This is a genomic window from Sanguibacter sp. Leaf3, from assembly GCF_001425965.1.
Classification (GTDB): Bacteria; Actinomycetota; Actinomycetes; order Actinomycetales; family Cellulomonadaceae; genus Sanguibacter; species Sanguibacter inulinus.
The window spans coordinates 693,356-716,913 of record NZ_LMRH01000001.1 but is presented as its reverse complement, the minus strand read 5'-3'; the positions used below and the strand labels follow the sequence as shown (position 1 = coordinate 716,913).

At 70.9% G+C, this 23,558-nt stretch carries 22 protein-coding genes; 2 read left to right on the top strand and 20 right to left on the bottom strand.

Translation table 11 applies throughout. From position 1 onward, the window contains the following. Nucleotides 1-84: 84 nt before the first annotated feature. The 5 genes from ASG53_RS03075 to ASG53_RS03055 all read right to left on the bottom strand — a co-directional run bounded on the left by ASG53_RS03075 (nt 85) and on the right by ASG53_RS03055 (nt 8,711). Nucleotides 85-1,707, bottom strand: a complete 1,623-nt coding sequence (locus tag ASG53_RS03075) for a methyl-accepting chemotaxis protein (RefSeq protein ID WP_056128330.1) — start codon at nt 1,705-1,707, stop codon at nt 85-87. A gap of 218 nt (nt 1,708-1,925) precedes the next feature. Beyond that, nucleotides 1,926-3,548, bottom strand: a complete 1,623-nt coding sequence (locus tag ASG53_RS03070) for a methyl-accepting chemotaxis protein (protein WP_056128327.1) — start codon at nt 3,546-3,548, stop codon at nt 1,926-1,928. Nucleotides 3,549-3,787: 239 nt separating this feature from the next. Then, nucleotides 3,788-5,521 (bottom strand): methyl-accepting chemotaxis protein, encoded by a 1,734-nt coding sequence (locus ASG53_RS03065; protein ID WP_082543742.1) that lies wholly within the window; start codon nt 5,519-5,521, stop codon nt 3,788-3,790. 227 nt (nt 5,522-5,748) lie between these two features. Next, a complete protein-coding gene (locus ASG53_RS03060) occupies nt 5,749-6,168 on the bottom strand; it encodes a chemotaxis protein CheW (protein ID WP_012868063.1) in 420 nt (139 codons plus the stop codon). Further along, the gene (locus ASG53_RS03055; protein WP_056128322.1) at nt 6,168-8,711 is read right to left on the bottom strand and encodes a chemotaxis protein CheA; all 2,544 of its coding nucleotides are present in this window, start codon (nt 8,709-8,711) and stop codon (nt 6,168-6,170) included. The genes ASG53_RS03060 and ASG53_RS03055 overlap by 1 nt, the downstream gene beginning before the upstream one ends. Before the next feature lie 183 nt (nt 8,712-8,894). Here ASG53_RS03055 and csrA point away from each other — a divergent pair, with 183 nt between their 5' ends. Together csrA and ASG53_RS03045 are read left to right on the top strand one after the other, a co-directional pair. Continuing rightward, nucleotides 8,895-9,212, top strand: coding sequence for a carbon storage regulator CsrA (gene csrA, locus ASG53_RS03050; RefSeq protein ID WP_056128319.1), 318 nt, complete (start codon nt 8,895-8,897; stop codon nt 9,210-9,212). Nucleotides 9,213-9,312: 100 nt separating this feature from the next. Then, nucleotides 9,313-9,672: a hypothetical protein gene (locus tag ASG53_RS03045; RefSeq protein ID WP_056128316.1), complete on the top strand. Its 360-nt coding sequence runs from the start codon at nt 9,313-9,315 to the stop codon at nt 9,670-9,672. Nucleotides 9,673-9,753: 81 nt separating this feature from the next. Here the strand turns inward: ASG53_RS03045 and ASG53_RS03040 are convergent, their stop codons facing one another. From ASG53_RS03040 to ASG53_RS02970, 15 genes are all read right to left on the bottom strand, one after another. Beyond that, nucleotides 9,754-11,226 (bottom strand): hypothetical protein, encoded by a 1,473-nt coding sequence (locus ASG53_RS03040; protein ID WP_156382644.1) that lies wholly within the window; start codon nt 11,224-11,226, stop codon nt 9,754-9,756. Beyond that, entirely contained in the window at nt 11,204-13,264 is a 2,061-nt protein-coding gene (locus ASG53_RS03035; protein ID WP_056128311.1) for a flagellar biosynthesis protein FlhA, read from the bottom strand. The genes ASG53_RS03040 and ASG53_RS03035 overlap by 23 nt, the downstream gene beginning before the upstream one ends. Next, nucleotides 13,261-14,499, bottom strand: a complete 1,239-nt coding sequence (locus ASG53_RS03030) for an EscU/YscU/HrcU family type III secretion system export apparatus switch protein (protein WP_082543741.1) — start codon at nt 14,497-14,499, stop codon at nt 13,261-13,263. The genes ASG53_RS03035 and ASG53_RS03030 overlap by 4 nt, the downstream gene beginning before the upstream one ends. Next, complete coding sequence (locus tag ASG53_RS03025) at nt 14,496-15,254, bottom strand: flagellar biosynthetic protein FliR (protein WP_056128305.1); 759 nt, start codon at nt 15,252-15,254, stop codon at nt 14,496-14,498. Before ASG53_RS03025 ends, ASG53_RS03030 begins: the two co-directional genes overlap by 4 nt. Before the next feature lie 3 nt (nt 15,255-15,257). Beyond that, on the bottom strand, nt 15,258-15,530 hold the full coding sequence (gene fliQ / locus ASG53_RS03020) for a flagellar biosynthesis protein FliQ (protein ID WP_056128301.1): 273 nt from the start codon (nt 15,528-15,530) through the stop codon (nt 15,258-15,260). Nucleotides 15,531-15,535: 5 nt separating this feature from the next. Then, on the bottom strand, nt 15,536-16,465 hold the full coding sequence (gene fliP / locus ASG53_RS03015; RefSeq protein WP_056130560.1) for a flagellar type III secretion system pore protein FliP: 930 nt from the start codon (nt 16,463-16,465) through the stop codon (nt 15,536-15,538). Further along, the gene (locus ASG53_RS03010; protein ID WP_056128298.1) at nt 16,462-17,226 is read right to left on the bottom strand and encodes a flagellar biosynthetic protein FliO; all 765 of its coding nucleotides are present in this window, start codon (nt 17,224-17,226) and stop codon (nt 16,462-16,464) included. The genes fliP and ASG53_RS03010 overlap by 4 nt, the downstream gene beginning before the upstream one ends. After that, entirely contained in the window at nt 17,226-17,969 is a 744-nt protein-coding gene (fliN, locus tag ASG53_RS03005; protein WP_056128296.1) for a flagellar motor switch protein FliN, read from the bottom strand. The genes ASG53_RS03010 and fliN overlap by 1 nt, the downstream gene beginning before the upstream one ends. After that, on the bottom strand, nt 17,966-18,913 hold the full coding sequence (locus ASG53_RS03000) for a flagellar motor switch protein FliM (RefSeq protein ID WP_056128293.1): 948 nt from the start codon (nt 18,911-18,913) through the stop codon (nt 17,966-17,968). The genes fliN and ASG53_RS03000 overlap by 4 nt, the downstream gene beginning before the upstream one ends. Nucleotides 18,914-19,125: 212 nt before the next feature. Further along, nucleotides 19,126-19,632: a flagellar basal body-associated FliL family protein gene (locus tag ASG53_RS02995; RefSeq protein ID WP_056128290.1), complete on the bottom strand. Its 507-nt coding sequence runs from the start codon at nt 19,630-19,632 to the stop codon at nt 19,126-19,128. 7 nt (nt 19,633-19,639) lie between these two features. Next, the gene (locus ASG53_RS02990; RefSeq protein ID WP_056128289.1) at nt 19,640-20,527 is read right to left on the bottom strand and encodes a flagellar motor protein MotB; all 888 of its coding nucleotides are present in this window, start codon (nt 20,525-20,527) and stop codon (nt 19,640-19,642) included. After that, nucleotides 20,524-21,300 carry a motility protein A gene (locus tag ASG53_RS02985; RefSeq protein WP_056128287.1) on the bottom strand — a complete coding sequence of 259 codons (777 nt, stop codon included), beginning with the start codon at nt 21,298-21,300 and terminating at the stop codon, nt 20,524-20,526. The genes ASG53_RS02990 and ASG53_RS02985 overlap by 4 nt, the downstream gene beginning before the upstream one ends. Beyond that, entirely contained in the window at nt 21,300-21,575 is a 276-nt protein-coding gene (locus ASG53_RS02980) for a flagellar FlbD family protein (protein ID WP_056128283.1), read from the bottom strand. Before ASG53_RS02980 ends, ASG53_RS02985 begins: the two co-directional genes overlap by 1 nt. 225 nt (nt 21,576-21,800) lie before the next feature. After that, nucleotides 21,801-22,988: a flagellar hook protein FlgE gene (locus tag ASG53_RS02975; protein WP_056128280.1), complete on the bottom strand. Its 1,188-nt coding sequence runs from the start codon at nt 22,986-22,988 to the stop codon at nt 21,801-21,803. Nucleotides 22,989-23,014: 26 nt separating this feature from the next. Beyond that, nucleotides 23,015-23,557: a flagellar hook assembly protein FlgD gene (locus ASG53_RS02970; RefSeq protein ID WP_082543739.1), complete on the bottom strand. Its 543-nt coding sequence runs from the start codon at nt 23,555-23,557 to the stop codon at nt 23,015-23,017. Between the last annotated feature and the right edge of the window lies 1 nt (nt 23,558).

Here is a 23,558-nt window from a genome sequence, read left to right as displayed (position 1 = left end):
CCATGTGTGAGACGTCCCGGGCCGCGGCTCCGCGCCGCTGGCGGCGGATCGAGGTGGTGGTGCGGACCGCGGCCGGGCGGGGGCTCAGACCGTGAAGGAGCCGACCTGGGTCCGCAGCTCGGCCGAGGTCCGGGCGAGCTCGTCGACGGTCTCGGACATCTGCCCGACGGTGATCGTCGACTCGGCCGCGGCCGAGGCCACCCCGGTGATGTTCGCGGCGATCTCCCCAGCGCCCGTGGCCGCCTCGGTGACCGAGCGGGACATCTCGTTGGTGGTCGCGGTCTGCTCTTCGACAGCCGAGGCGATGGTCAGCTGGTAGTCGTTGATGCTCGCGATGATCGCCGAGATCTCACCGATCGCCGCGACAGCAGACGTCGTCTGCGCCTGCACCTGGGTGATCCGGCGCGCGATGTCCTCAGCAGCCCGACCCGACTCGGCAGCGAGGTCCTTGACCTCGGAGGCCACCACGGCGAAGCCCTTGCCGGCTTCCCCGGCACGCGCGGCCTCGATCGTCGCGTTGAGGGCCAGCAGGTTCGTCTGCTCCGCGATGCTCGTGATCACCTTGACCACCGACCCGATCTCCTTCGAGCTCTCACCGAGCTCGCCGATCGCCGCGGCGGTCGCCGTCGAGAAGTCGACGGCCTGCCCGGCGACCCGGGCGGCCTCGTTGGCGTTCGTCGCGATCTCGCGGATCGAGGCGCCCATCTCCTCGGCGCCTGCGGCGACGGTCTGCACGTTGCGCGAGACCTGCTCGGCCGCGGCGGCGACGACGCCCGCCTGCGCGCTCGTCTCCTCCGAGCCTGCGGCGACCTGCGAGCTCGACGACGCGAGGTGCTGGGCTGCCGTCGCGAGGACGTCGCTCGAGCCGACGACCCCGGCGAGCAGCCGCGCGATCGAGCGCTGAGCCTCGGCGAGGGAGGTCGCCATGTCACCGATCTCGTCCGTGCTCGCGACCTGCGGGGTGCGGGTGAGGTCACCGGCGGCGAGGGCCTCGAGGGCGCCGTTGACCTCGGCGGCCGAGCGCTTGACGCGTCGGCCGAGCACGAGGCTCAGGGTGACCACCGCGGCCAGGCCGAGGAGCACCGCGACCACCACGACTGCACCGTTGCGGGTGCGGGCCGAGGTCATGTCCTGCTGGAGCGTGTCGGCACGGTCGGTGAGCGACTCGCCGAGCTCGGCGGTCTGGCTCGTGATCGCGTAGTACTGCTCGTAGCCGGCTCCGACCACGAGGCCGTCGGCCTCGACCTTGGAGGCCTCGGTGCCGTCTTCGTAGAGCCCGACGACCTGCGCGTCGACGGCCTCGAAGGCGTCCCAGCTGGAGGTGATCTCGGCGAAGAGCGCCTTCTCGGCGTCGGTCATGGTCTCGACGTCGAGCTCGTCGAGCAGGGTGTGGAGCTCGCCGATCGAGGTGACGAAGCCGGCGCGGTTGGCAGAGTCTGGCGCGACGGCCGCCTGCGGGCCGATCGTGCTGGCGTCCCAGGCGTAGGCGACCTGCCACCCGGAGACGTCGGAGTTGTAGCGCGAGATCTGCGCGACCTGGAGGCGCAGCGTGTCGAGCGCGACGATCTGGCTGCTGCTCGACTGCGAGGAGCTCAGGCCGCTCCAGCCCGCGGCGGCGACCAGGACGGCGACCAGCATGCCGACGGCTCCGACGGAGAGGATCTTGGCGCGGAGGTCGTAGCGCGGGCGGTTCTTCACGGTGGGCATGAGCGCTCCTGAGGCAGGCGGGTGGTACCAGACGTGCTCCCCCTGCGGGACGTCGGTGACGCGTGACGGCCAGCTGGACGTCCTATCGTCCGACCAGCCTGGTAGTTGAGGCTTCACAGAAGGCGGGACCTGCCGGAGCCTGCGCAGCCCTCCCCTGCCCACCCGCAGACGCCGACGGCGCGGCGGTCCCCCCGGGCCGCCGCGCCGTCTCGCGCGGGTCAGTAGACGAAGCTGGCGACGCGTTCGCGCAGGTCAGCAGACATCATCGCGAGCTCCTGGACGGCCGTGCCCATCTGGGCGACGACGTCGGAGGACGCCACGGCGGCCGAGGCCACGCCGACGATGTTCTGCGCGATCTCACCCGATCCCGTGGCGGCCTCGGTGACCGACCTGGACATCTCGGTGGTCGTCGCGGTCTGCTCCTCGACGGCCGAGGCGATCGTCAGCTGGTAGTCGTTGATCGTCGCGATGATCTCGCCGATCCCCGAGATCGCCGCGACAGCCGACTCGGTCTGGCTGCGGTTCACGTCGATGCGGCGCGCGATGTCCTCGGCGGCCCGGGCCGACTCGGCTGCGAGGTCCTTGACCTCCGAGGCGACGACGGCGAAGCCCTTGCCGGCCTCACCGGCACGCGCGGCCTCGATGGTCGCGTTGAGCGCGAGCAGGTTCGTCTGCTCCGCGATGCTCGTGATGACCTTGACCACGGCGCCGATCTCCTGGCTCGACGTCCCGAGGTCGACGACGGTGATGCGGGTGCGCTCCGACTGCTCGACGGCCTCGTTCGAAGCACGGGCGGCCTCGTTGGCGTTCTGCGAGATCTCGCGGATCGACGCGCCCATCTGCTCGGCGCCCGCGGCGACGGTCTGCACGTTGCGCGAGACCTGCTCGGCGGCCGCGGCCACCACGCCGGCCTGGACGCTGGTCTCCTCCGAGCCTGCGGCGACCTGCGTGGTCGAGGCCGACATCTCCTCGGCGGCTGCGGCGACGGTCCCGGCCGTGGCGACGACACCCGAGACGAGCTCGCGCAGGTTCGCCTGCGCCGAGGAGAGGGAGGCGGCCATCTGACCGAGCTCGTCGCCAGAGTCGACACCGGTGTCCTTGGTGAGGTCCCCGTCTCCGAGGGCGACGATGGTCTCCTGCACCTTGCGCAGGTTGCCGACGATCGAGCGCACGAGGGTCACGGCCACGACCACGGCGAGGAGCGCGGCGACGACACCCGCGACGATCATCGAGACGATCGCCGTGCGGGCTGTGGCCGTGGACTCCTCGACAGACTGCGCAGCGCTCTCGCCCACGGCGTCGATGATCTCCTGCAGGGCGCCCGTGACCTCGGCGGTGATCGGACGCACCTGCTCGACGTAGGCGTCGTGGTAGGCGATCGCCCCGTCCGCGGTGATCGGTGCGATGGCCTCGACGGCCGCCTGGTACCGGCTGTACGCGTCGGTCAGGGTCGCGAAGGCGGCGCTGTCGAGGACGTAGGGCTCGTAGGCGTCCATGCTCGCGAGGGCGTCGGTGTCGAACTTCTCCATCTCCTCCAGGACCGTCTTCTGACCCTCGGGGGTGCTCATGCCGTACTCGAGCACGCGGGCGCGGCTCGCCTGGAACCAGCGCTGGATGTTGTTGAGGTCCGACTGCGGTGCGATGGCCTCGCGGTCGAGCTGCTGCGTCTGGGCGTCGAGGGTCACGAGCCGCTGCGCGCCCACCGCGGTGATCATCGCCGTGAGCAGGATGACGATGCCGAAGCCGATCCCGATCCGCACGGCCACGGGGAGGTCGCCGAGGCGACGTCGGCGCGGCGCGCCGACCTGGCTGGACGTGGTGCCGGGCGTGCTCGAAGACATGGTGCTCCTAGGTCAGGGGGGTGACGGGAGCGCGCGGCGCGCTCGACGTCGGGCAGCACTCCCATCGGCACCCGCCCGACCGCCATGAGCAGACAGGTCGGCTCCTCACCCGGGTGCGCTCCGCCACACCGGAGGACTGTGCCGTCACGGGGGGGGACGCGCAGACCCCCGCCCTCGAGGAGGACGGGGGTCTGCGCGGTGCGGGGTGCGGTGTGCGGGCTGCGGAGCGCTGTGCGGGCTCAGTAGCGGAAGGTCGAGACCTTCGCGTGCAGGTCCGAGGCGATCCCGGCGAGGTCGTCGACCCGGCCGCCCAGGTCGGCGATCGCGATGTTCGACACCTCGGCGGTCTGCGCGACACCCGCGGCGTTCGCGGCGATCTCGCCCGAGCCCGTGGCGGCCTCGGTGACCGAACGGGACATCTCGTTGGTCGTCGCGGTCTGCTCCTCGACGGCCGAGGCGATGGTCAGCTGGTAGTCGTTGATGCTCGCGATGATCGAGGAGATCTCCGCGATGGCGTCGACCGCGGAGCGGGTGTCGACCTGGATGGCCTCGACCCTGCGGGCGATGTCCTCGGTCGCCTTGGCGGTCTCCTGCGCGAGGTCCTTGACCTCGGAGGCGACCACGGCGAATCCCTTGCCGGCCTCGCCAGCACGTGCAGCCTCGATGGTCGCGTTGAGGGCGAGCAGGTTCGTCTGCTCCGCGATGCTCGTGATGACCTTGACGACGGCGCCGATCTCCTGGCTCGAGGTGCCGAGCTTGGCGACGGTCTCGTTGGTCGTGGCGGCGACCGTCGTCGCCGAGTGCGCGACCTGCGCGGCCTCGTTGGCGTTGGTCGCGATCTCGCGGATCGAGGCACCCATCTCCTCGGCGCCTGCGGCGACGGTCTGGACGTTGCGCGAGACCTGCTCGGCGGCCGCGGCCACCACGCCGATCTGCGCGCTCGACTCTTCTGCGCCCGTCGTCACCTGGGCGGCTCCGGCACGCATGTCCTGGGCCGCGTCGGAGACGCTGCGGGCCGACTCCGCGACCCCGCCGAGGACGTCGCGCAGGCTGCGCTGCGCGGTGACCAGGGCGCTGGCCATCGCACCGATCTCGTCGCGCGAGGTCACCTGCGGCTCGTCGGTGAGGTCGCCCGCGGCGAGCGACTCGAGGGAGTGCTGGACCTTGACGGTCGAACGGGTGATCGAGCGGGCGATGGTCATGCCGGCGGCCAGGCCGAGCGCCATGCCGAGGACGCTCACGACGATGATCACCAGCAGGCCGCGGCTGCCCGTGGCGCGGGCCTGGTCGGCGAGGTCGGCGCTGAAGACGACGGCCTCCTCGGCCCCGGCGTCGAGGTCGACCAGGTACTCGTCGATGAGCGGCTGCGACACCTCGGTCAGGGCTGTCTCGTAGGCCTTCGGGTCCGCGAGACGCGCCGCCGGGACGACCTGGTCGTCGCGCACCTCGCGCCACTCGAGGAAGGTGTCGATCCCGGAGAGGGCCGAGGACTCGATCCCCGCCATCGCCGTCCGGAACTGCTCGATCGCGGCGTCGGTCTCCGCGTCGTTGTCCGCCTGCTTGGTCAGCCACTCGTCGATGATGTCGTCGTCCGAGGCCGCCGCGATCTGCGCGACGATCAGACGCGCCTTGAGCTGCCCCTGGTGGACCTTGTTGAGCGGGATGACGATGTCGTTCTGGACCGTGGCGAGCGTGCTCGCGTCGTCCGAGATCGCCCGCGTGGTGGTCACGGCGACCGAGGCGACGACCACGACGACCAGCACGAAGACGGCGATGATCGCGCCGATGCGCTGCATGAGGCCGACCCGGCGGCGGCCCTGCCCGGAGGGCGCCGGCGGTGCGACGGACCCGCGCCCGGCGGACGACGGGGTGTCGTAGGCCGGGGTGGTGGCTCCGTTCCCGCGGGCGGCACCCGACGGCGCGTCGGAGCGCGGACGGTCCAGGGACTGACGGGGTGCAGACGTGACGCTCATGGTGCCTCTTCCGGTCGACAGGGGATGCCGGCCGCTCTCCACAGGAGAGACTCGTCGGCACGACGGGCCGAGAGCGGTCGTCGTCGGCCCGTCGTCTGGTGCTGTGCTGCGGTGGTGCGTTGCTGCTGTGCTGCGGTCGTGCTGGTTCCTGCGGGTGCTGCTGGCTGGTGCTGGGTCCTGCCGTCCTGCGCTGCGGCGGGGTCGCTGCCGTCGACCCCGCCGCGACGTCAGGCGGCGAGCGCCGCGTCGACGTCGAGCGTCAGCAGCAGACCCTGGTCGAGCTTGAAGGCGCCGGTGATGAGCTCGCGGCTCTGCGCGCCGAGGGTCTCGGGCGGGGACTCGAACTGCTCCTCGTCGAGGGTGAGCACCTCGCCCACCTCGTCGACGAGCAGGCTGATCGAGTCGTCAGCCACCTCGACGACGACCATCATCGACTCGGCGTCTGCCGCGAGGGCCTCGAGGCCCAGACGGGGTCGCAGGTCGACCGTCATGACGACCTGGCCGCGCAGGTTCACCAGGCCGGCGATGCCGACAGGTGCGAGCGGGACCGGGGTGCGGGCGTGGTGCCCGAGCGTCTCGGAGATCCGCATGACCTCGACGCCGTAGAGCGCCTCGCCGATGCGGAACGTCACGTACTGGGTGGACATCAGGCGCTCACCATCTCGGAGTCGTACGCAGAGCCGAGGCCTGAGGCCGCGGCGTGGTCCATGCCGTCGGTGCCGAGCATCTGGTCACCGTCGTAGAAGCGGGGGTCTGCCTGGAGCAGCGCCGTCGGCACGTCGAGCAGCTCGGTGACGCGTCCGGACAGGACGATCGAGCCGAGCAGGCCGATGTCGTCGACAGTGCTGCGCTCCGCGCCGGCGTCCGAGACGATCTCGACGATCTCGGAGACGACCATCGCGACGGTCCGCTCACCGCGGGTGAAGACCACCAGGGGGATCTCCTCGGTCGGCTCCTCGAAGGACCCGAGGGTCCGGGCGAGGCGCGAGACCGGGACGATCGCGTCGCGGTACTGGATGACCTCGTGGCCACCCACCAGCTCGATGCGGTCCTGGGCGACGAGCTCGAGGCGCGTGACCATCGCGAGCGGCACGGCGACACGACGTCCCGAGCCGATCCCGACGACCAGCAGCTCGGTGACCTCGCCGGCCGAGACGCTCTTCTCGATCGCGGCACGGTGGTCGAGGTCGGCGATCTCCCCCGACAGCGACCGGCGGGCGATCGCCTGGACGTCGAGGATGAGCGCGACCTGGCCGTCACCCATGAGGGTGGCGCCCGCGTAGATGCCGATCGTCTTGAGCTGGGCCGCGAGCGGCTTGACGACGATCTCCTCGTTGTTGAGGACACGGTCGACCACGAGGCCGAAGCGCTGGTTGTCGGCCTGCAGCACCGCGATGACCGCGGAGTCGCCGTCGCCACGGGTCTGGCCCATGACGTCGCTGAGCCGCACGAGCGGGAGCAGCGCGCCGCGGAGCCTGTACACCTCGGCCGAGCCGATGTGCTCGATGGCCTCCTGCGTCTTCTGGGTGTCGAGGGCCACGAGCTCCTGCAGGTTGACCTGCGGGATCGCGTAGATCTCGGAGCCCGAGCGCACTGTGAGCGCGGGCATGATCGCGAGGGTCAGCGGGATGCGCAGGCGCCACGTGGTGCCACGGCCCACCTCGCTCTCGACCTCGACGGCGCCGCCGATCGACTCGATGTTCGAGCGGACCACGTCCATGCCGACGCCACGGCCGGACACGTTGGTCACGGCTGCGGCTGTAGAGAACCCGGGCAGGAACACGAGGTTGAGGATGTCGCTCGTCGCCATCGCGTCGAGCTGCTCGGCCGTCTTGAGGCCACGCTCGATCGCCTTGGCGGCGACCTTCTGCGGGTCGATGCCCGCGCCGTCGTCGCGCACCTCGACCATGACCTGACCACCTGCGTGGTAGGCGCGCAGGGTGAGGACACCCGTCGAGGGCTTGCCCGACGCCGTGCGCGTGGCCGGCGACTCGATGCCGTGGTCCACGGCGTTGCGCACCAGGTGGGTGAGCGGGTCCTTGACGGACTCGAGGAGGGAACGGTCGAGCTCGGTGTCCCCACCGACCATCTCGAGGCGCACCTCGCGGGCGCAGGCGGCCGCGAGGTCGCGGACGATGCGCGGCATCTTCGACCAGATGTGGTCGATCGGCTGCATGCGGGTCTTCATGACCCCTTCTTGCAGCTCAGAGGCGATGAGGCTCAGGCGCTGCGAGGAGCGGGTGAGCTCGGCGTCGGAGTCGAATCCGGCCAGCTGGGCGATCTGGTTGCGGACGAGGACGAGCTCGCCGACCTGACGCATGAGGTCGTCAAGGAGGTCGACGTCCACGCGGATCGACGACTCGCTCGTGCCGCGCGAGGCGACAGACTCTGTCGGCTCGGGTGCGCCGGCGCGGGCAGGGGTGGCCTTCGCGAGAGCGGGGGCCGGCGCCGGGGCGGCGGGTGCGGGTGCGGCAGCCTGTGCGGGTGCAGCCGGCGCGGGCGCCGCCGGGGTCGCGGCGACGACAGCGGCGGTGACGGCAGCAGCCGACATCGCGGCGGCGACGGCGCGGTCGCCCTGGTCTGCGTCGGTCGCGGCGCGCACGGCGTCGGTCGCGTCCTGAGCGGCGGCGGCTGCAGCAGCTGCGGCGAGGGGTGCAGCCTCAGCAGCGGCTGCTGCGGCGAGGTCCTCTGCGGTCGGCTGACCGATCTGCGCGAGCGTGGGCTCGGCCGGGGTGGGCTCGGCGGCGGGCTCCGGTGCTGCCTCTGCGGCGGGCTCGGGTGCGACCTCGGCCGCTGCCTCGTCCTCGCCGTCGAGGGCGCGCTGGATCACGGCGATCACGCCGTCGACCTCGATGCCGGCCTCGCCACCGGTCGACTCGATCCGACCGAGCAGGTCGCGGATGGTGTCGACCATGCGCAGCAGCACGTCTGTCGTGTGCTGGTCCATGAGGCGGCGTCCGTCACGCAGCTCGACGAGGAGGCTCTCCCCGACGTGCGCGACCCTCTCGAGGTCGCCGAAGGCGAGGAACCCGCTGGTTCCCTTGATGGTGTGGATCGTGCGGAAGACGCTCGAGAGCAGCTCACGCGACCCCGGGGCGCTCTCCAGCGCGACCAGGTCCTGGTCCAGCTGGTCCAGGTTCTCGTAGCTCTCGATCAGGAACTCCCGAACGATGTCGTCAATGTCGTCCACTGATCGCACTCCCTCCGACTCACGGACGGGTAGACCTACCCGTCACTCCCTGCAGATCGGTCGCAGCCCACCGGGTATGAGGTTTTGTCACATGAGGCACCGGGTGACTCCGTGCTCGTGCGTCCCTGGCGTGTCCCGCAGGACCGTCGCGCCGCGCCGAAGACGCTGGGGTAGGGTCGTCGCATGCTGGTGCTGAGTCGACGAGTCGGAGAGAAGCTCCTCATCGGCGACGACATCGTCATCACGATCATCGACACCCGCGGAGACGGTGTGCGGATCGGGATCGACGCCCCCCGCTCGATGCGCGTCAACCGCGCCGAGGTCGTCGAGGCAGTCCAGGCCAGCAACCTCGCCGCCGTCTCGGCCGACGACGACGCCCAGGCCGCGCTCATCGCCCTGGTCACCCAGGCCACACAGTCGGGGCAGTCGGCGCAGTCGGCGCAGGCACCCGACGCCAGCACCCCCGAGACGACCCCGGACGAGGGCCCCTCCCCCTCCTGACCGGCGCGCCACCCTCCTCGCTGCACAGCCTCGCGCCAGGAAGAACCGTCCCCCGGCGGACCTTCGCTAGGCTGGACTGACAGCCAGGAGAAGAGGTCTCATGATCGCCGACGACAAGGGCGCGGTGCCCCGCGGGTACAGGTTCGCCGACCACGTCCCCTATGACACCCCGGACGATCTCTCCGAGCTGCAAGGACCGACGTCCGGCATCGTCCGCGTGGGGCCGCACATCGACACCAGCCAGGACCCCACCTATGACCTCGCGGACGCCAGCGACCTGATCGCGTTGTACTCCGCGGTCGTCCGCGCAGGTTCGGCCGACGACCACCGACGCCTCCTGGACCGCGCCACGCTCGAGAGGCTGTGGCCAGACCTCGTGCTGCCTCACAGGTGCCGCGAGACCTGGACCGCGCACTTCCCGCGCCTGCGCACCCTGGGCCTGCGGGCCCTGAGCGTCTAGCCCGGTGCGTCCCTTCCACGAGCGTCTGGCACGTGTCGGCCTAGCGGCGACCACCTGAGCGACGTCAGGTAGTCCCGTCGCTCAGTCCCAGGCGGGGTCGTCGAGGTGCTCGTCGAGCAGGGCCGCCCAGACGAGGGCCGAGGCCGCGAAGCCGTCGAGCAGACCGACAGGCACGCCGAGCTCGAGGATCGCCGCGGGCTGCGAGGTCGACGAGACGTTGCGGGCCGCGAGCGCGTCGAAGGGCCGGTGCTGGCCGACGGCCGTCATCCAGCGGCGGGCGTCGGCGAGGCTGCGGTCGGCCTCGACGACGGCCCACACCTGGTCCGGGTCGAAGGACGCGACGAGCGACGACGCGATGGTCCAGTCGGAGGCGTCGGCCCCGACGCCGAGGGCGACCACGAGCGGCGCCTCGGACTCGACGGTCGCCGCGCGGAGCCTGCGCGCGGACATGCCGGTGATGACCCACGGCCCGTAGCCGGTCTGCGGGTCGAGCCTCCCGGCGAGGGCGATGCCGGAGTCGGGCACGCCGATGCGTCGGGCGATGAGCCGCGCGGCCTCGACCACCTGCTCACCCTGCCCGGCGACCACGACGACCGAGGCGGGCTCGCGGACGACGGCGGGTGCGCGCGGGACCTTCGAGAGGACCTGCGACAGGGGGTACGTCCCCTGCCCTGCCGGCAGCTCGGAGAGCAGCCGGCGCGGGACGCCGACCTGGAGCAGCTCGGGGATGCTCGCACCCGTGGTGCGCACGACGACGAACTCGGCGGGTCGCACCTCTTTGTCGAGCACGACCGGGGTCGGGCCTGACGGGGTGGTCTTGCGGGCCCAGGGGTTGCTGCGCCGGGCCGAGGTCTGGCCGAGCGGTGGGGCGACCGGGGGCGTCGGCGCTGCCGAGACCGGACCGCCCGTCGCTGCAGCCCCGAAGGCAGCAGCCCCGGCAGCTGCGGTGCCACCCGAGGCTGCCGCGGCAGCGCCGAGCCCCGTGGCAGGTCCGGCGGTGGCGGAGGCCGCCGCGGCGGCCGCGGCCTCGTCGGCCTGGCGGGTCTCGGAGGCGAGCTGGCGCACCGAGTCGAGGATCGAGGCGAAGGTGTCCTGCTCGGTCGAGACGGGGGCGATCTCGTCGTCGGGGTTGTTGCCGCGCGGGGCGCCGTGCCTGTCGGCGGCGTCGGCGGCGGCGAGCAGGGCGTCGATCCCGACGGGCTGCACCTCGGCGGTGCCCGCGTCGACCTCCGCGCGGCGGGCTGCGTCGTCTCCGCCGCTCCACCGGGCGGCAGACCCGGGGATTGTGCCCACAGACCCGCCACCCACAGACCCGCCGCCTGCGGAGCCGACAGGCCCGCGGCTGCCCGGGGTGACGAGCGGCCCCGGGACGTAGGCGACCTCGTCAGGAACCTCGACGGTCAGCTCGAAGCGTTCTTTGGCGAAGAACCCGGCGACGCCGCCGGTCCGCACGCGCTCGGCCTTGACCACCTTGGCGGTCGGGCCGATCTCGCCGTGGACCCGGACGATGAGCGCCTCGAGGTCGGTGCCCTCAAGCAGCAATCGCTTCGACATCGCGGACAACCCCCACAGCCTCGATCTTCACACCGGATCCGGTGACCTCGGAGTATGACATCACGGGGGCCTCGCCGTGGTGGGTGGCCACGAGCGAGCGCAGCGCGGGCCGCAGGGCCGGCGCGCAGACGAGCACGACGTCGACGCCCTGGCTCTCGGCTGCGGCGCGACCGGCCGCGAAGGACCGCAGCATGGCCTCGAGCCGGTTCGGGTCGAGCAGGATCTGCGTGCCCTGCTCCCCCGGGCGCAGACCCTCGAGGAGCGCCTGCTCGAGCACGGGCTCGAGGGTCATGACGCGCAGCACGCCCTCGTGGGTGTGCGCGGCGGTGAGGGCGGGGGCGAGCTGGAGGCGGGCGGCCTCGACGAGCCCCTCGGCGTCGGTCGAGATCTTGGCGCGCAGGGTGAGCGCCTCGTAGATGCGGCCGAGGTCGCGGATCGGCACCTGCTCGGACAGCAGGCGCTGCAGCACGCGCTGCACCTCGCCGAGGGACAGCAGCCCGGGGACGAGCTCTTCGACGACGGCGGGGTTGACCTGCTTGACACCCTCGGTGAGCACGCGGACGTCCTCGCGGCTGAGCAGCCTGTCGGCGTTGCTCGCGATGACGTTGGACAGGTGCGTGATGAGCACCGACACGCGGTCGACGACGGTCGCACCGGTCATCTCCGCGGCGAAGCGCATCTCGGCGGGCACCCACTTGCCGGCGAGACCGAAGACGGGCTCGTGCACCTCGCTGCCGGGCAGCGAGCCGAGGTCGTCGCCGAGGGCCAGCACACGGCCGGGCGGCACCTCGCCGCGCGCGGCCTCGACACCCGAGATGCGCAGCACGTAGGTGGACGGTGGCAGCTCGACGGAGTCGCGGGTGCGGACCGGCGGGACGACGATCCCGAGGTCGAGGGCGACCTTGCGGCGCAGTCCGCGGATGCGGGCGAGCAGGTCGTCGTCGGAGCCCGAGCTCACGAGGTCGACGAGGTTCGGGGCGAGCAAGATCTCGAGGGCGGAGACGCGCATCTCCTCGATGAGCTTCTCGGGGGTGTCGGCCACAGGCGCGACGGTCTCCCGGATCGCGGCGTCGAGCTTGGCGTCCTGCTCGGCCTTGGCGTCGCGCGCCTTGATGCGCTGCGCGCCCAGGAGCAGCGCGGCGCCGACGAGGATGAAGGGCAGCTTGGGCATGCCGGGCAGCAGGGCGAGGGCGATCGCGGCGCTGCCAGCGATGAGCAGCGAGTTGCGCGACTGCGACAGCTGCTTGGACGCCGAGCTGCCGAGGTCGGAGTCGGCCGTGGCGCGCGTGACGATGAGACCCGTGGAGACCGAGAGCAGCAGGGCCGGGATCTGGGTGACGAGGCCGTCGCCGATGGTCAGCAGCGAGTACGTCTCGACCGCCTCGCCGATCTCCATGCCGCGCTGCATGAGGCCGATCGCGATGCCACCCACGAGGTTGATGATCGTGATGATGATGCCGGCGATCGCGTCGCCCTTGACGAACTTCGAGCCACCGTCCATCGCACCGTAGAAGTCGGCCTCGGCCGCGACGTCGGCGCGGCGCTGGCGTGCCTGGTCTTCGGTGATGAGCCCGGAGTTGAGGTCGGCGTCGATGGCCATCTGCTTGCCGGGCATCGCGTCGAGGGTGAAGCGGGCGCCGACCTCGGCCACACGGCCGGCACCGTTGGTGATGACCACGAACTGGATGACCACGAGGATGAGGAAGATGACGAGCCCGATGATGAGCGAGCCGCCGACGACGAAGTGGCCGAAGGCACCGATGACCTCGCCCGCGTAGCCGTCGCGGAGCACGAGGCGGGTCGAGGCCACGTTGAGCCCGAGCCTGAACAGCGTCGCGATGAGGATGAGCGAGGGGAACACCGAGAAGTCGAGCGGCCGCTGCACGTACATCGTGGTGAGCAGGATGACCAGCGACATGACGATGTTGACGACGATGAGCACGTCGAGCAGCATCGCGGGCAGCGGGATGACCAGCAGCATGACGATGCCGACGACACCGACAGGGACCGCCAGCTTGGCGAGGTCACGGTTCTTCATGCTCGGGCCTCCGAGAGGGTGGACGTCCCCGGTGCGGGGTCGGTGTCGGGCTGCGGGTCAGGACTGTCTGCGGGGCGCGCTGTGCGCGACGCCCGGGTGCGGCGGGCCGGTGGTGGGCTGCCGGGAGGTGGTGCAGGGATCGTGGGGCCGGGCATGGTGCGGACCCCGTCGGTGCTGCCACCGCGGCGCTTGAGCGCCATGACGAAGGCGAGCACCTGGGCGACGGCCGCGTAGAGGTCGGCCGGGATCTCCTCGCCGATCTCGCACGCGCCGTGCAGCGCACGGGCGAGCGGGACGTCGGAGATCATCGGGACCTTCTTCTCGGCGGCGACCTCGCGGATGCGGGCCGCGACGTGCCCGGCCCCCTTGGCGACGACCCGCGGTGCGCCGGTCCCCGCCTCGTACTTGAGGGCGACGGCCACGTGGGTCGGGTTGACGAGCACCACGTCGGCGTCGCCGACCGAGGCGATCATGCGGTTGCGGCTCATCGCGATCTGCTTGGAGCGGATGGCGCCCTTGAGCTGCGGGTCACCCTCGGACTGCTTGTTCTCCTGCTTGACCTCGTAGAGGGACATGCGGGTCTTCTTGCGGTTCCGCTTCATCACCACGACGAGGTCGAGCACCGCGAGCCCGAGACCGGCGGCGACTGCGCTCCACAGGAGCGAGGTGATGCCGCCCCCGGCTGCCGAGAGCAGCGCACCGACCGACAGACCGCCTGCGGTGAGCAGGACGGGCATGAGGTTCTGGACCGCGATGTACAGCACGGCGCCGACCACGACGGTCTTGGTGAGCGCCTTGACCCCCTGCCAGAGCGCCTGACCGCCGAAGGTGTTCTTGACGCCCTTGAGCAGGTTGAACTGGTCGACCCTCGGCTTGAGCTTCTTGGTCGCGATGTGCAGCCCGCCCTGGGCGACGTTCGCGACGATCGCGGCGATCACCACGACGATGAGCATCGGCGTGACGCTGTCGAGGATCGAGTCGAGCCCGCGTCCGAGCAGGTCGACCACGACGAGGGGGTCAGGGTTCGCGACGACGTCACGGACCGCGCTCAGCTGGTCGACCGCTGCGGAGGCGCCGCGGCCGAGGACGACCGGGAGCATCACCGCGGCGGCACCGATCCCCAGCCACGAGCTGAGGTCCTGGGACTTCTGGAGCGAACCGTCCTTGCGGTTCTGCTTCATCCGTTTTGGTGTCGCCTGCTCGGTCTTCTCCCCCGAGTCCCCACCCCCGCTCACGAGGTCACCCCGAGGACGGCGTCGAGCGACCGTCCGGTGAGGTTCTCGATGATGCGCGGCAGCGCGAGGTACGTGAGCGAGGCGAGGCTGAGCGTGAGCAAGATCTTCAGCGGGAAGCCGAGCGCGAAGGCGTTGAGCGCCGGGGCCACCCGGGTCAGCAGACCGAGGCCGACGTCGGCGAGGAACAGCACGACCACGAGCGGACCGGCGATCTGCAGGGTCGCGAGGAACATCCCGGTGACGCTCGCCGTGAGGGCGTCACCGAGCTTCGACAGGTCGAGGCTCGCACCGAGCGGGAGCGCGTCGAAGGTGCGCACCAGACCGGAGATGACCATCTGGTAGCCGTCCGAGACGAAGAGGATCACGACGGCCGTGAGCTGGTACAGCCTGGCGAACTGCGCGCCGTTGACCTGGGTCATCGGGTCGAAGCCCTGCGCGAGCGAGAAGCCGCCCATGAGGTCGATGAGCGACCCTGCCGACTGCACGGCCGCGAAGACGACAGCGACGAGGAAGCCGAGTCCGACCCCGATCACGGCCTCGCCCACGAGGAGCACGACGTACTCACCCGTGCTCGCGGGCGCTGTGGTCACGACCCGGGGTGCGATGGCGAGCGCGAGACCCGTCGCGAGCATGACCTTCACGGTCGCGGGGATGCCGCGGTGCGAGAAGGGCGGTGCGACGACGAGGAAGGCGACCATGCGCACACCGACGAGCATGAGCGACTCGAGCGCGCCGAGGGAGAGGCTGAGGGTCACCTGTCAGCCCCCGAGCAGACCGGGGATGCGGGCGAAGAGCTCGTGGGTGAACGACACCATCTCGGAGATCATCCAGTGGCCGCTGATGAGCAGCGCGAGCGAGACCGCGATGGCCTTGGGCACGAAGCTGAGCGTGACCTCCTGGATCTGGGTGATCGACTGCAGGAGGGAGACCGCAAAACCGACGACGAGGGCGGTGATGAGGATCGGTGCGCACAGCTTGGCCGCGATGATGAGGCCCTGCACGCCGATGTCGAGGACTGCTGAGGTGTCCATGGCCGCTACCCGTAGCTTCCGACGAGGGCCGTGATGATCATGCCCCAGCCGTCGATGAGGACGAAGAGCAGGATCTTGAACGGCAGCGAGATCATCACCGGCGGCAGCATCATCATGCCCATGGACATCAGTGCGGACGAGACCACGAGGTCGATGACCAGGAACGGGATGAAGATGACGAAGCCGATGATAAACGCGGCCCGGAGCTCGGAGAGCATGAAGGACGGGATGAGCGTGAGCATGGGGACCGACGCGGCGTCGGTCGGGTTCGGCTGGTCGGCCGCCCGGGTCATCAGCGCGATGTCCTCCTCACGGGTCTGACCGAGCATGAACTCGCGCAGCGGGGCAGAGCCGGCCTCGACGGCGGCGCTGAAGTCGAGCCCGCCGTTGACGTAGGGCTGCACGCCGAGCTCGTTCACCTGGCTGATGATCGGCGCCATGATGAACAGCGAGAGGAAGAGCGCGAGGCCTGCGAGCACCTGGTTCGGCGGGACGCCGGTGAGCCCGAGGGCGTTGCGGGTCAGCGCGAGCACCACGAAGATCTTGGTGAAGCTGGTCATCATGAGCAGCAGCGACGGGGCGACCGACAGCAGGGTGATGCCCAGGAGCACGACGATCGAGCTGCTCGGGGTCGTCGACGTGCCGTCGAGGTCGACGGTCACGACACCGGGCGCCGGGGCGACGGGGTCGACCGGGGCGATCGGGTCCCCCGGGGCCGCCGGGTCACCGGGTGCCAGCGGGTCTCCCGGCTGGGCGGGGAGCACCGCGGCGACGGCGGAGCGGACGGCGGTGCTCTGCGCACCCTGCACGGGCGTCGCGGCCGAGGCCGAGCCTGCGGTGAGCGTCGCACCGGCGACGGTGAGCACCGTGAGCACGAGGGCGAGGAGCGCGAGGACCAGCAGCCGCAGCGGGCGACGGCCTGCGGCGGCGGTCACCGCCGGGTCCGCGACTGCACGGCGCTGACGGCCTGCCGCCACGTCGCAGGAGACAGGACAGAACCGGCGACGAGGCTGGTCGATACCGGCGCAGCCGTGCCCGTGGACTGCGTGCCGGTGGGCTGGGTGCCGGTGAGCTGTGCGGCGACGGGCTCGGTCGCTGCCGCGTCCGAGGCGACAGGTGCGAGACGCGCTGTGGTGCCCTGCGCACCCTCGGGCTGCTGGGCGACGATCCCGGCGAAGACCTCGTCGAAGGCGACAGGGGCCGCAGGCCCGTCGGACGTGGGCGCGGGCGTGCCGGCCGCGACGACAGGCGTGGTCTCAGACGTGGCGACGGGTGCCGTGCCGGGCGTGGCGCCGCCCTTCACGAGGGACGTCGCGGCGGACGGGACAGCCTCGACGACCTCGACAGGCTCGGCCTCGACGGCCGGGGCCTGCATCGACGTGAGGAGCGTGACGCCGGCCTCGCTCACGCCGAGGACCAGACGCTGGTCGCCGACGTCGACGACAGCGACGCTCGCCTTGGGGCCCAGGCCCTGGCGGCCGACGACCGTGAGGACGGCCGCGGGCCGGCGGCGCTGCTTCGGCGCGGCGGACCGGCCGGGCAGCAGCGCCCTGAAGGGCGAGAGGAGACGGGACACGATGCCGTCCTGCGTGCGCCCGGCGGCGCGGTCGTCGAGCACCCGGCCCAGGACCACGACGAGGCCGACGACCACGACGAGGGCGAGCACGGTGCGCAGCGCGAGGACGGCGGTGTCCATCAGGCGGAGGCCTCGGCGAGGTCGACGATCTCGGTGATGCGCAGACCGTAGTCCTCGTCGATGACGACGACCTCGCCGCGGGCGATGAGGCGCCCGTTGACCATGAGGTCGGCGGGGCTGCCGGCGACGCGGTCGAGCTCGATGACGGCACCCGGGACGAGCTCGAGGACCTGGCGGACGGGCAGCTTGGCACGGCCGATCTCGGCGGAGAGCGTCATCTCGACGTCGTAGAGCAGGCGGAGGTTGTCGCCGACCGAGGCGCCCTTGCCCGCACCGGCTGCGCCGGCGGGGGCTGCCGGGACGACGTCCTGGTCGGCGCGCAGGCGCAGGCCGAACCAGCCCCGGACCACACCTGCGGCCTCGAGGGCGAAGACGTGCACGTCCTCGGCGCCGAAGGCCGTCCCGGCGTCGCGGATCTGCGCCTCGCCGAGGACTCCCTCGCCGAGGGTCGAGGCCGCGGCCTCGAGGGCGGGGCGCAGCGCGTCGGCGACCGACACGAGCGCACCCGCGCCGGCACCCGAGAGCGCCTCTTCGATCGCGGTCTTGGCGATCACGGCGAGGTCGGCGCTGCGGGTGCCCACGAGCGACGCCGTCACGGCGACCTCGTCGGCCCCGGGGCCCGTGCCGGGCTCGCAGGGGGTCACGACGAGCGGCACGTCGGAGGGGACGAGGCGCGCGAGCGCCTCGGCGGCGGCCCGGACCAGCTCTGCGGCCTCGGCAGCCTGTGCGTCTGCGGTGTTCATCGGTCTTCTCCTTCAGCGTCCACGATCTTGCAGGCGAGTTGTCGTCCGTTGTTCCCTGCGACCCCTCGGGCGAGGACGATGCCGTCCACCACCACGTCGAGGGGGCGGGACACGGGGTGGTTCAGGTGGATGACCTCGCCGACCGTGAGGTTGACGACGTCGCGCGGGTGGACCGTCACCGGGCGCATCCGCACGGACACGTCGACGGGGACGGTGCTCATGGTGCGGTGCAGGCGGTCGCTCGCGTCAGCGGCCTCGGCGATCTCGTCCTTGCTGCGCTGGACCAGGCCCTCTCCCGCACGCAGCGGGGCGAGCAGCACGTCGGCGGGGATCATGAGCGTCGCGGTCGTGGGGCGCTCCGCGATGGTCAGCGTGAAGGTCGCGACGATCACGGCCTCCGACGCCGGGGCTGCCTGCACGAACTGGGGGTTGTACTGGATCCCCTTGACGCGGACGTCGAGCGGGACGACAGCCACGAAGGCGTAGCGCAGGTCGGCCAGCGCCCCGGACAGCATGTCCGTGATGAGCGTCGTCTCGATCTCGGTGAGCTCGCGCGGGAGCTCTTCACGGATCAGGCCGGGGCCGCCGAGCACGTAGTCGACCCAGAGCATCGAGGTCTCCGAGGTCACCTGGAGCACGGCTGTCGAGCGCGTGGTCTCGATGCTGCAGAGCACCATCGTGGTGTGGGTGGGGAGCCTGCGGACGTACTCGTCGTAGGAGACCATCTCGACACCGTCGAGCCCCACGCCGACCATCACGCGCAGGCGCGAGGTGAGCTGGGTGCCCCACTGGCGGGCGAAGGTCTCGAAGGCCATCTCGAAGGCTCGGCCGTGCTCGCGGGCGAGCGTCATCGGGCGTCTGAAGTCGTACGCCTCGGGCTGGGCTGGGCGCTGTCGGCGCACAGCGGGGCGCGTCTTGTCCTGGACCGTCACGAAGAGCACCATCGGCTCGTCCAGCGCGGGTATGAGGAAAAGCAGGCACCGGGTGAAAAGAACTTCTCAGGTTGCGGCCCGGAGCCCCTCGTGGGCGTCCGTCCCGCAGGTGCTGCATCCCTCCCCTCGTCGTGCACGCGATGCGTCCACGAGAAGCACGAGGGTCGTGTGGCGCCCTCCATGGCGCCCCGACTCACCGGCATCCGTGCCGGTCACTGGTCACCTCACTGGGTGACGTAGTCCGTCAGGTAGACGCCCATCACCTCGCCCTCGTACAGGTGCTCGAGCGACTCGGCGAGCTCGGTCTTGAGCGTGTCGCGGGTCGCGGGGTCGGTGACCTCTGCCACGGACTTGCCGGAGTAGAGGGCGATCGCGGCGTCTCGAGCCTTCGCGGCGTCGAGCTCGTGGGCCTCGAGGGTCAGCTGGAGGCCGAAGCCGAGACGCAGGTAGTGGCCGTCGGCGAGGTTGATGCTCATCGCCTCGACGGTGAAGACCTCGCCAGGCTCGGGGGCGGGCTCTGCGGCCTCGCCGCCCTTCGACATGACGAGGAAGTAGTAGGCAGCCGCAGCGAGGACCACGACGGCGATGCCGACGATGACGAAGAGCTTCTTCTTGCTCTTCTTCGGGGTCTCCTCGGGGGCAGCAGCCTCGGCCTTCGGCTTGATGCCGCCGCCGGACGCGGCGGCGCCTGGACGCTGGGGCGCGTTCATCACGCGCTGTTCGATGGGCATGGCGGGCTCAGCCTTCGGGGAGGGTCGGGACGATGGGGAGGAGCGCACGGATGCGCTCGGGCTCGTCGCTGAGGACGACGAGGTCGACACGACGGTTGGCCGTCAGGCCCTCCGCGGTCTCGTTGGGCTGGAGCGGGCGCGAGTCGCCGTAGCCGACGGCGGAGATCCGGGGGGCCGGCATCCCGTCAGACTCGACCATGCGGCGCAGCACCTGGGTGGCGCGGTCCGAGGACAGCTCCCAGTTCGACGCGTAGCGGGCTGTGGGCACCGAGTCCGCGTGGCCCTCGATCGAGATCTCGTTGGGCAGCGGCACCAGGAACGGCGTCATGGTGTCCACGACAGCCTGCGAGGTCGGTGTGAGGACCGCGCTCTCGGAGGCGAAGAACACCTCGTCGGTGATCATGCCGATGACCAGGCCGCGCTCGTCGATCCGGAACTGCACCACGCCTTCCATGCCACCGGCGGCGAGGGCCGTGTCGATGGACTTCGCGAGCTCTTCGAAGCTCTGGTACTCCACGCGCGCCGCGGCGATGTCGGCGTCCGAGGCTGCGTCACCGGCCCCCGTGGACTCTCCGCCGTCGCCCGAGGTCGACTCGTCCACGGTCGACGGGACGATCTTCTCGATGGCCGGGAGGACCGCCTCGGTCGGGTTGTCGGCGAGGACACCGGCACCGTCGGACAGGATCGACACCTGCGGGGCGTTGAAGCCTGCGGCGAGCGACTGGCGCAGCTGGTCGTACTTGACCTCGTCGACCTGGCTGATCGCGTACAGCACGATGAACAGCGCCACGAGGACGGTCATCATGTCGGCGTAGCTCACGAGCCACCGCTCGGCGTCCTCGTGCTCCTCCTCGAGCTCTTTCTTGCCGCGCTTCTTGCCACCGCCGCTGCTCACGCCGCTTCCTTCTCGACCTGCTGCTGCTCGCTCAGCGGCAGCAGGCTCCGCAGGCGCTCACCCACCAGACGCGGGTTGGCACCGGCCTGGACGGAGAGGAGTCCTTCGAGGACGATCTCCATCTGGCTGCACTCGAGCTCGGAGAGGCGCTTCAGGCGGTTGCCGATCGGCAGCCACAGGACGTTGGCCGAGAGGATGCCCCACAGCGTGGCGACGAAGGCCGCGGCGATCATGTGGCCGAGCTCGTCAGGGTTCGAGAGGTTCTCGAGCACGTGCACGAGCGAGATGACAGTGCCGACGATGCCGATGGTCGGCGCGTAGCCGCCCATGTCGTGGAAGAACTTGTACGACGTCTTGTCCGAGACCCTCTTGGAGTGGATCCGGTCTTCGAGGAGGGCCCGGAGGTCTTCGGGGTCGGTGCCGTCGATCGCGGAGCGCAGACCGCTCTTGAGGAACTCGTCGTCGATGTCGCGGGCCGCCTCCTCGAGGGACAGCAGACCCTCGCGGCGAGCCTTCTCGGCCAGCGTGACGATCGTGTCGATCGAGTCGGCCGAGGTCTTCGCCTTGCCGAGGAAGGCCTTGGGCAGCGACTTGAGGCCACCGATCGTGTCCTTCAGGGTCCCGCCGGCGAGGGCCACCGCGAAGGACCCGCCGAAGACGAGGATCATCGGGGCCGGGAGGAGCACGGCCATCGGGCTCGCGCCCTCGAGGATGATCATCGCGAGGATCGAGCCGAGCGCGATACCGATGCCGAGCATGGTTGCCGGATCCATCAGGAGTCCTCCTCTGAGATCTTCTTCACCAGCGCCAGGTCCGGGCGGGTCGTCGGCGGCTCTGAGAGCTCTGCCTGCTGGATCTGCTGGGCGCGGGCGATCATGTGGGAGCGGTGGTCGTTGACCAGCTCGATGACCTCGGCCATGGACTCCTGGACGATGAACTTGGTGCCGTCGACGAGGGTGAGGATCGTGTCGGGGGCGCTGTCGATGCGCTGCACGAGGTCAGGGTTGACCGCGAAGGGAGGCCCGTTGAGGCGCGTCACGACTATCACTTGTTCATCCGTCCGTGGGGTGCTGCTAGAGGTCCGTCCATGAACCCGTCAGAGATCTCTTCGGCGGGTGACCACGGGGTATGAGGCTTTGCGGGGGGTGCTGCTGCGACCGCAGGCCGCGGTCCGTGCGGGCCCGGAGCAGCGCCCGCCCGTCCGCGTAGGCGGTCGGACGGGCGTGCGTGCGTGCGGGCCGGTCAGGGCAGGGCGCGGACGCCTGCGCCGGTGTCAGCGCTTGAGGTTGACGAGCTCCTGGAGCAGCTCGTCCGAGGTGGTGATGACGCGCGAGTTCGCCTGGAAACCACGCTGGGCGATGATGAGGTTGGTGAACTCCTGCGAGAGGTCGACGTTCGACATCTCGAGCGCACCACCGACGAGGGAACCGCGGCCACCCGCTCCGGCGGTGCCGATCGCGGCCTCGCCCGAGTTGACCGTGGTCGTGTAGAGCGAGCCACCGGCCTTCTCGAGACCGACAGGGTTGGCGAAGGTGCCCAGGGCGATGCGGCCGACGGGCGACTTCAGACCGTTGGAGAACGCACCGATGATCGTGCCGTCGGCGTTGATCGTGAAGGACTGCAGGCTGCCGGCACGCTGGCCGTCCTTGGAGGCCGTCTCGATGCTCGTGAGCTTGGCGAAGCCCGTGACGTCGGCGAGGGAGACCGCGACGCCGTCGACGGTCACGGTGCCGGGCGAGGCGAGCGTGCCGTCGGCGTTGAAGGCGACGGGCTGGGCTGCGCCGCCGTCGGAGGTGGTGAGCATCCAGCGGTTGGGGTCCGCCGGGGCGGCGCCGGCCGACTGCGTGAAGGACAGCGTGATGGTGCGGGCGTTGCCGAGGGCGTCGTAGACCTCGACATCACGGTTGAGCACCGTCCCCAGCGCGGCGTCGGAGGGCAGGTTGCCGTCGAAGCCGACCTGCGTGGTCGCGCTCGCCGGGTTGAGGACTGAGGTGGGCAGGCGCAGCGGCGCGAGCGGCCCGTTCGGGTCGACGGCCCCGTCGACAGCCGCCCAGCCCTGGACGAGCGCACCCTCGGCGGTGACGAGGTTGCCGTTGGCGTCGAAGTCGAAGGCACCAGAACGGGTGTAGAAGTTCTCACCGTTCTTGGACACCACGAAGAACCCGTCGCCCGAGATCATCATGTCGGTCGAGCGGTTGGTGACCTGGGCGGCGCCCTGCTGGAAGTTCGTCGTGACACCGGCGAGCTGCACACCGAGACCGACCTGCGCCGGGTTGGTGCCACCGACGCCGCCCTGGGCGCCACCGGCGTTGGTGAGCACCTGGGACAGGGTGTCCTTGAACTGCGTCTGCGAGGCCTTGAAGCCCGTGGTGTTGACGTTGGCGATGTTGTTGCCGGTGACGTCGAGCATGGTCTGGTGGGTGCGGAGCCCGGAGATGCCGGAGAAGAGCGAGCGGAGCATGAGAAGTTCCCTTCGGGATGTACGGACTAGGCGGAGGCTGTGGCGGGGGCGGTCGGCGTCCCCGGTGCGGTGGTGTCGTCGTCGGGGTCGGCCGGCGTCGTGGGTGCGGGCGGCACGACAGGTGCGCCGGCGGCTGTGACCGTCTGCACGGCGTCGAGGGTGACCTCGACCCCGCCGACGACGACCATCGGGACCGAGTACTTGTAGGAGACAGACTCGGCGACGCCCGTCTTCACGGTCCCGTCGGCCTGCGTGTAGCTCACCTGCTTGCCGAGCAGGTTCGCGGCGTTGTCACGCATCTGGAGGGCAAAGCTCTCCGCGATGGTGTCCGTCATGGTGGTGAGCTTCTCCATGCTGGCCAGCTGGGTGGTCTGCGCCATCATCTCGGTGGTGTCCATGGGCGAGCTCGGGTCCTGGTACTTCAGCTGGGCGACGAGCAGCGTCATGAAGGTCTCGTTGTCGAGGGACTTCTTCGACGTGCTCGCGCCGTTGGCCCCGGCGTGCAGACCCTGCGCGTTCTTGACGGACGTGGTGTCGACCGGGGTGGTCATGGTGGTGTCGATGGGCATC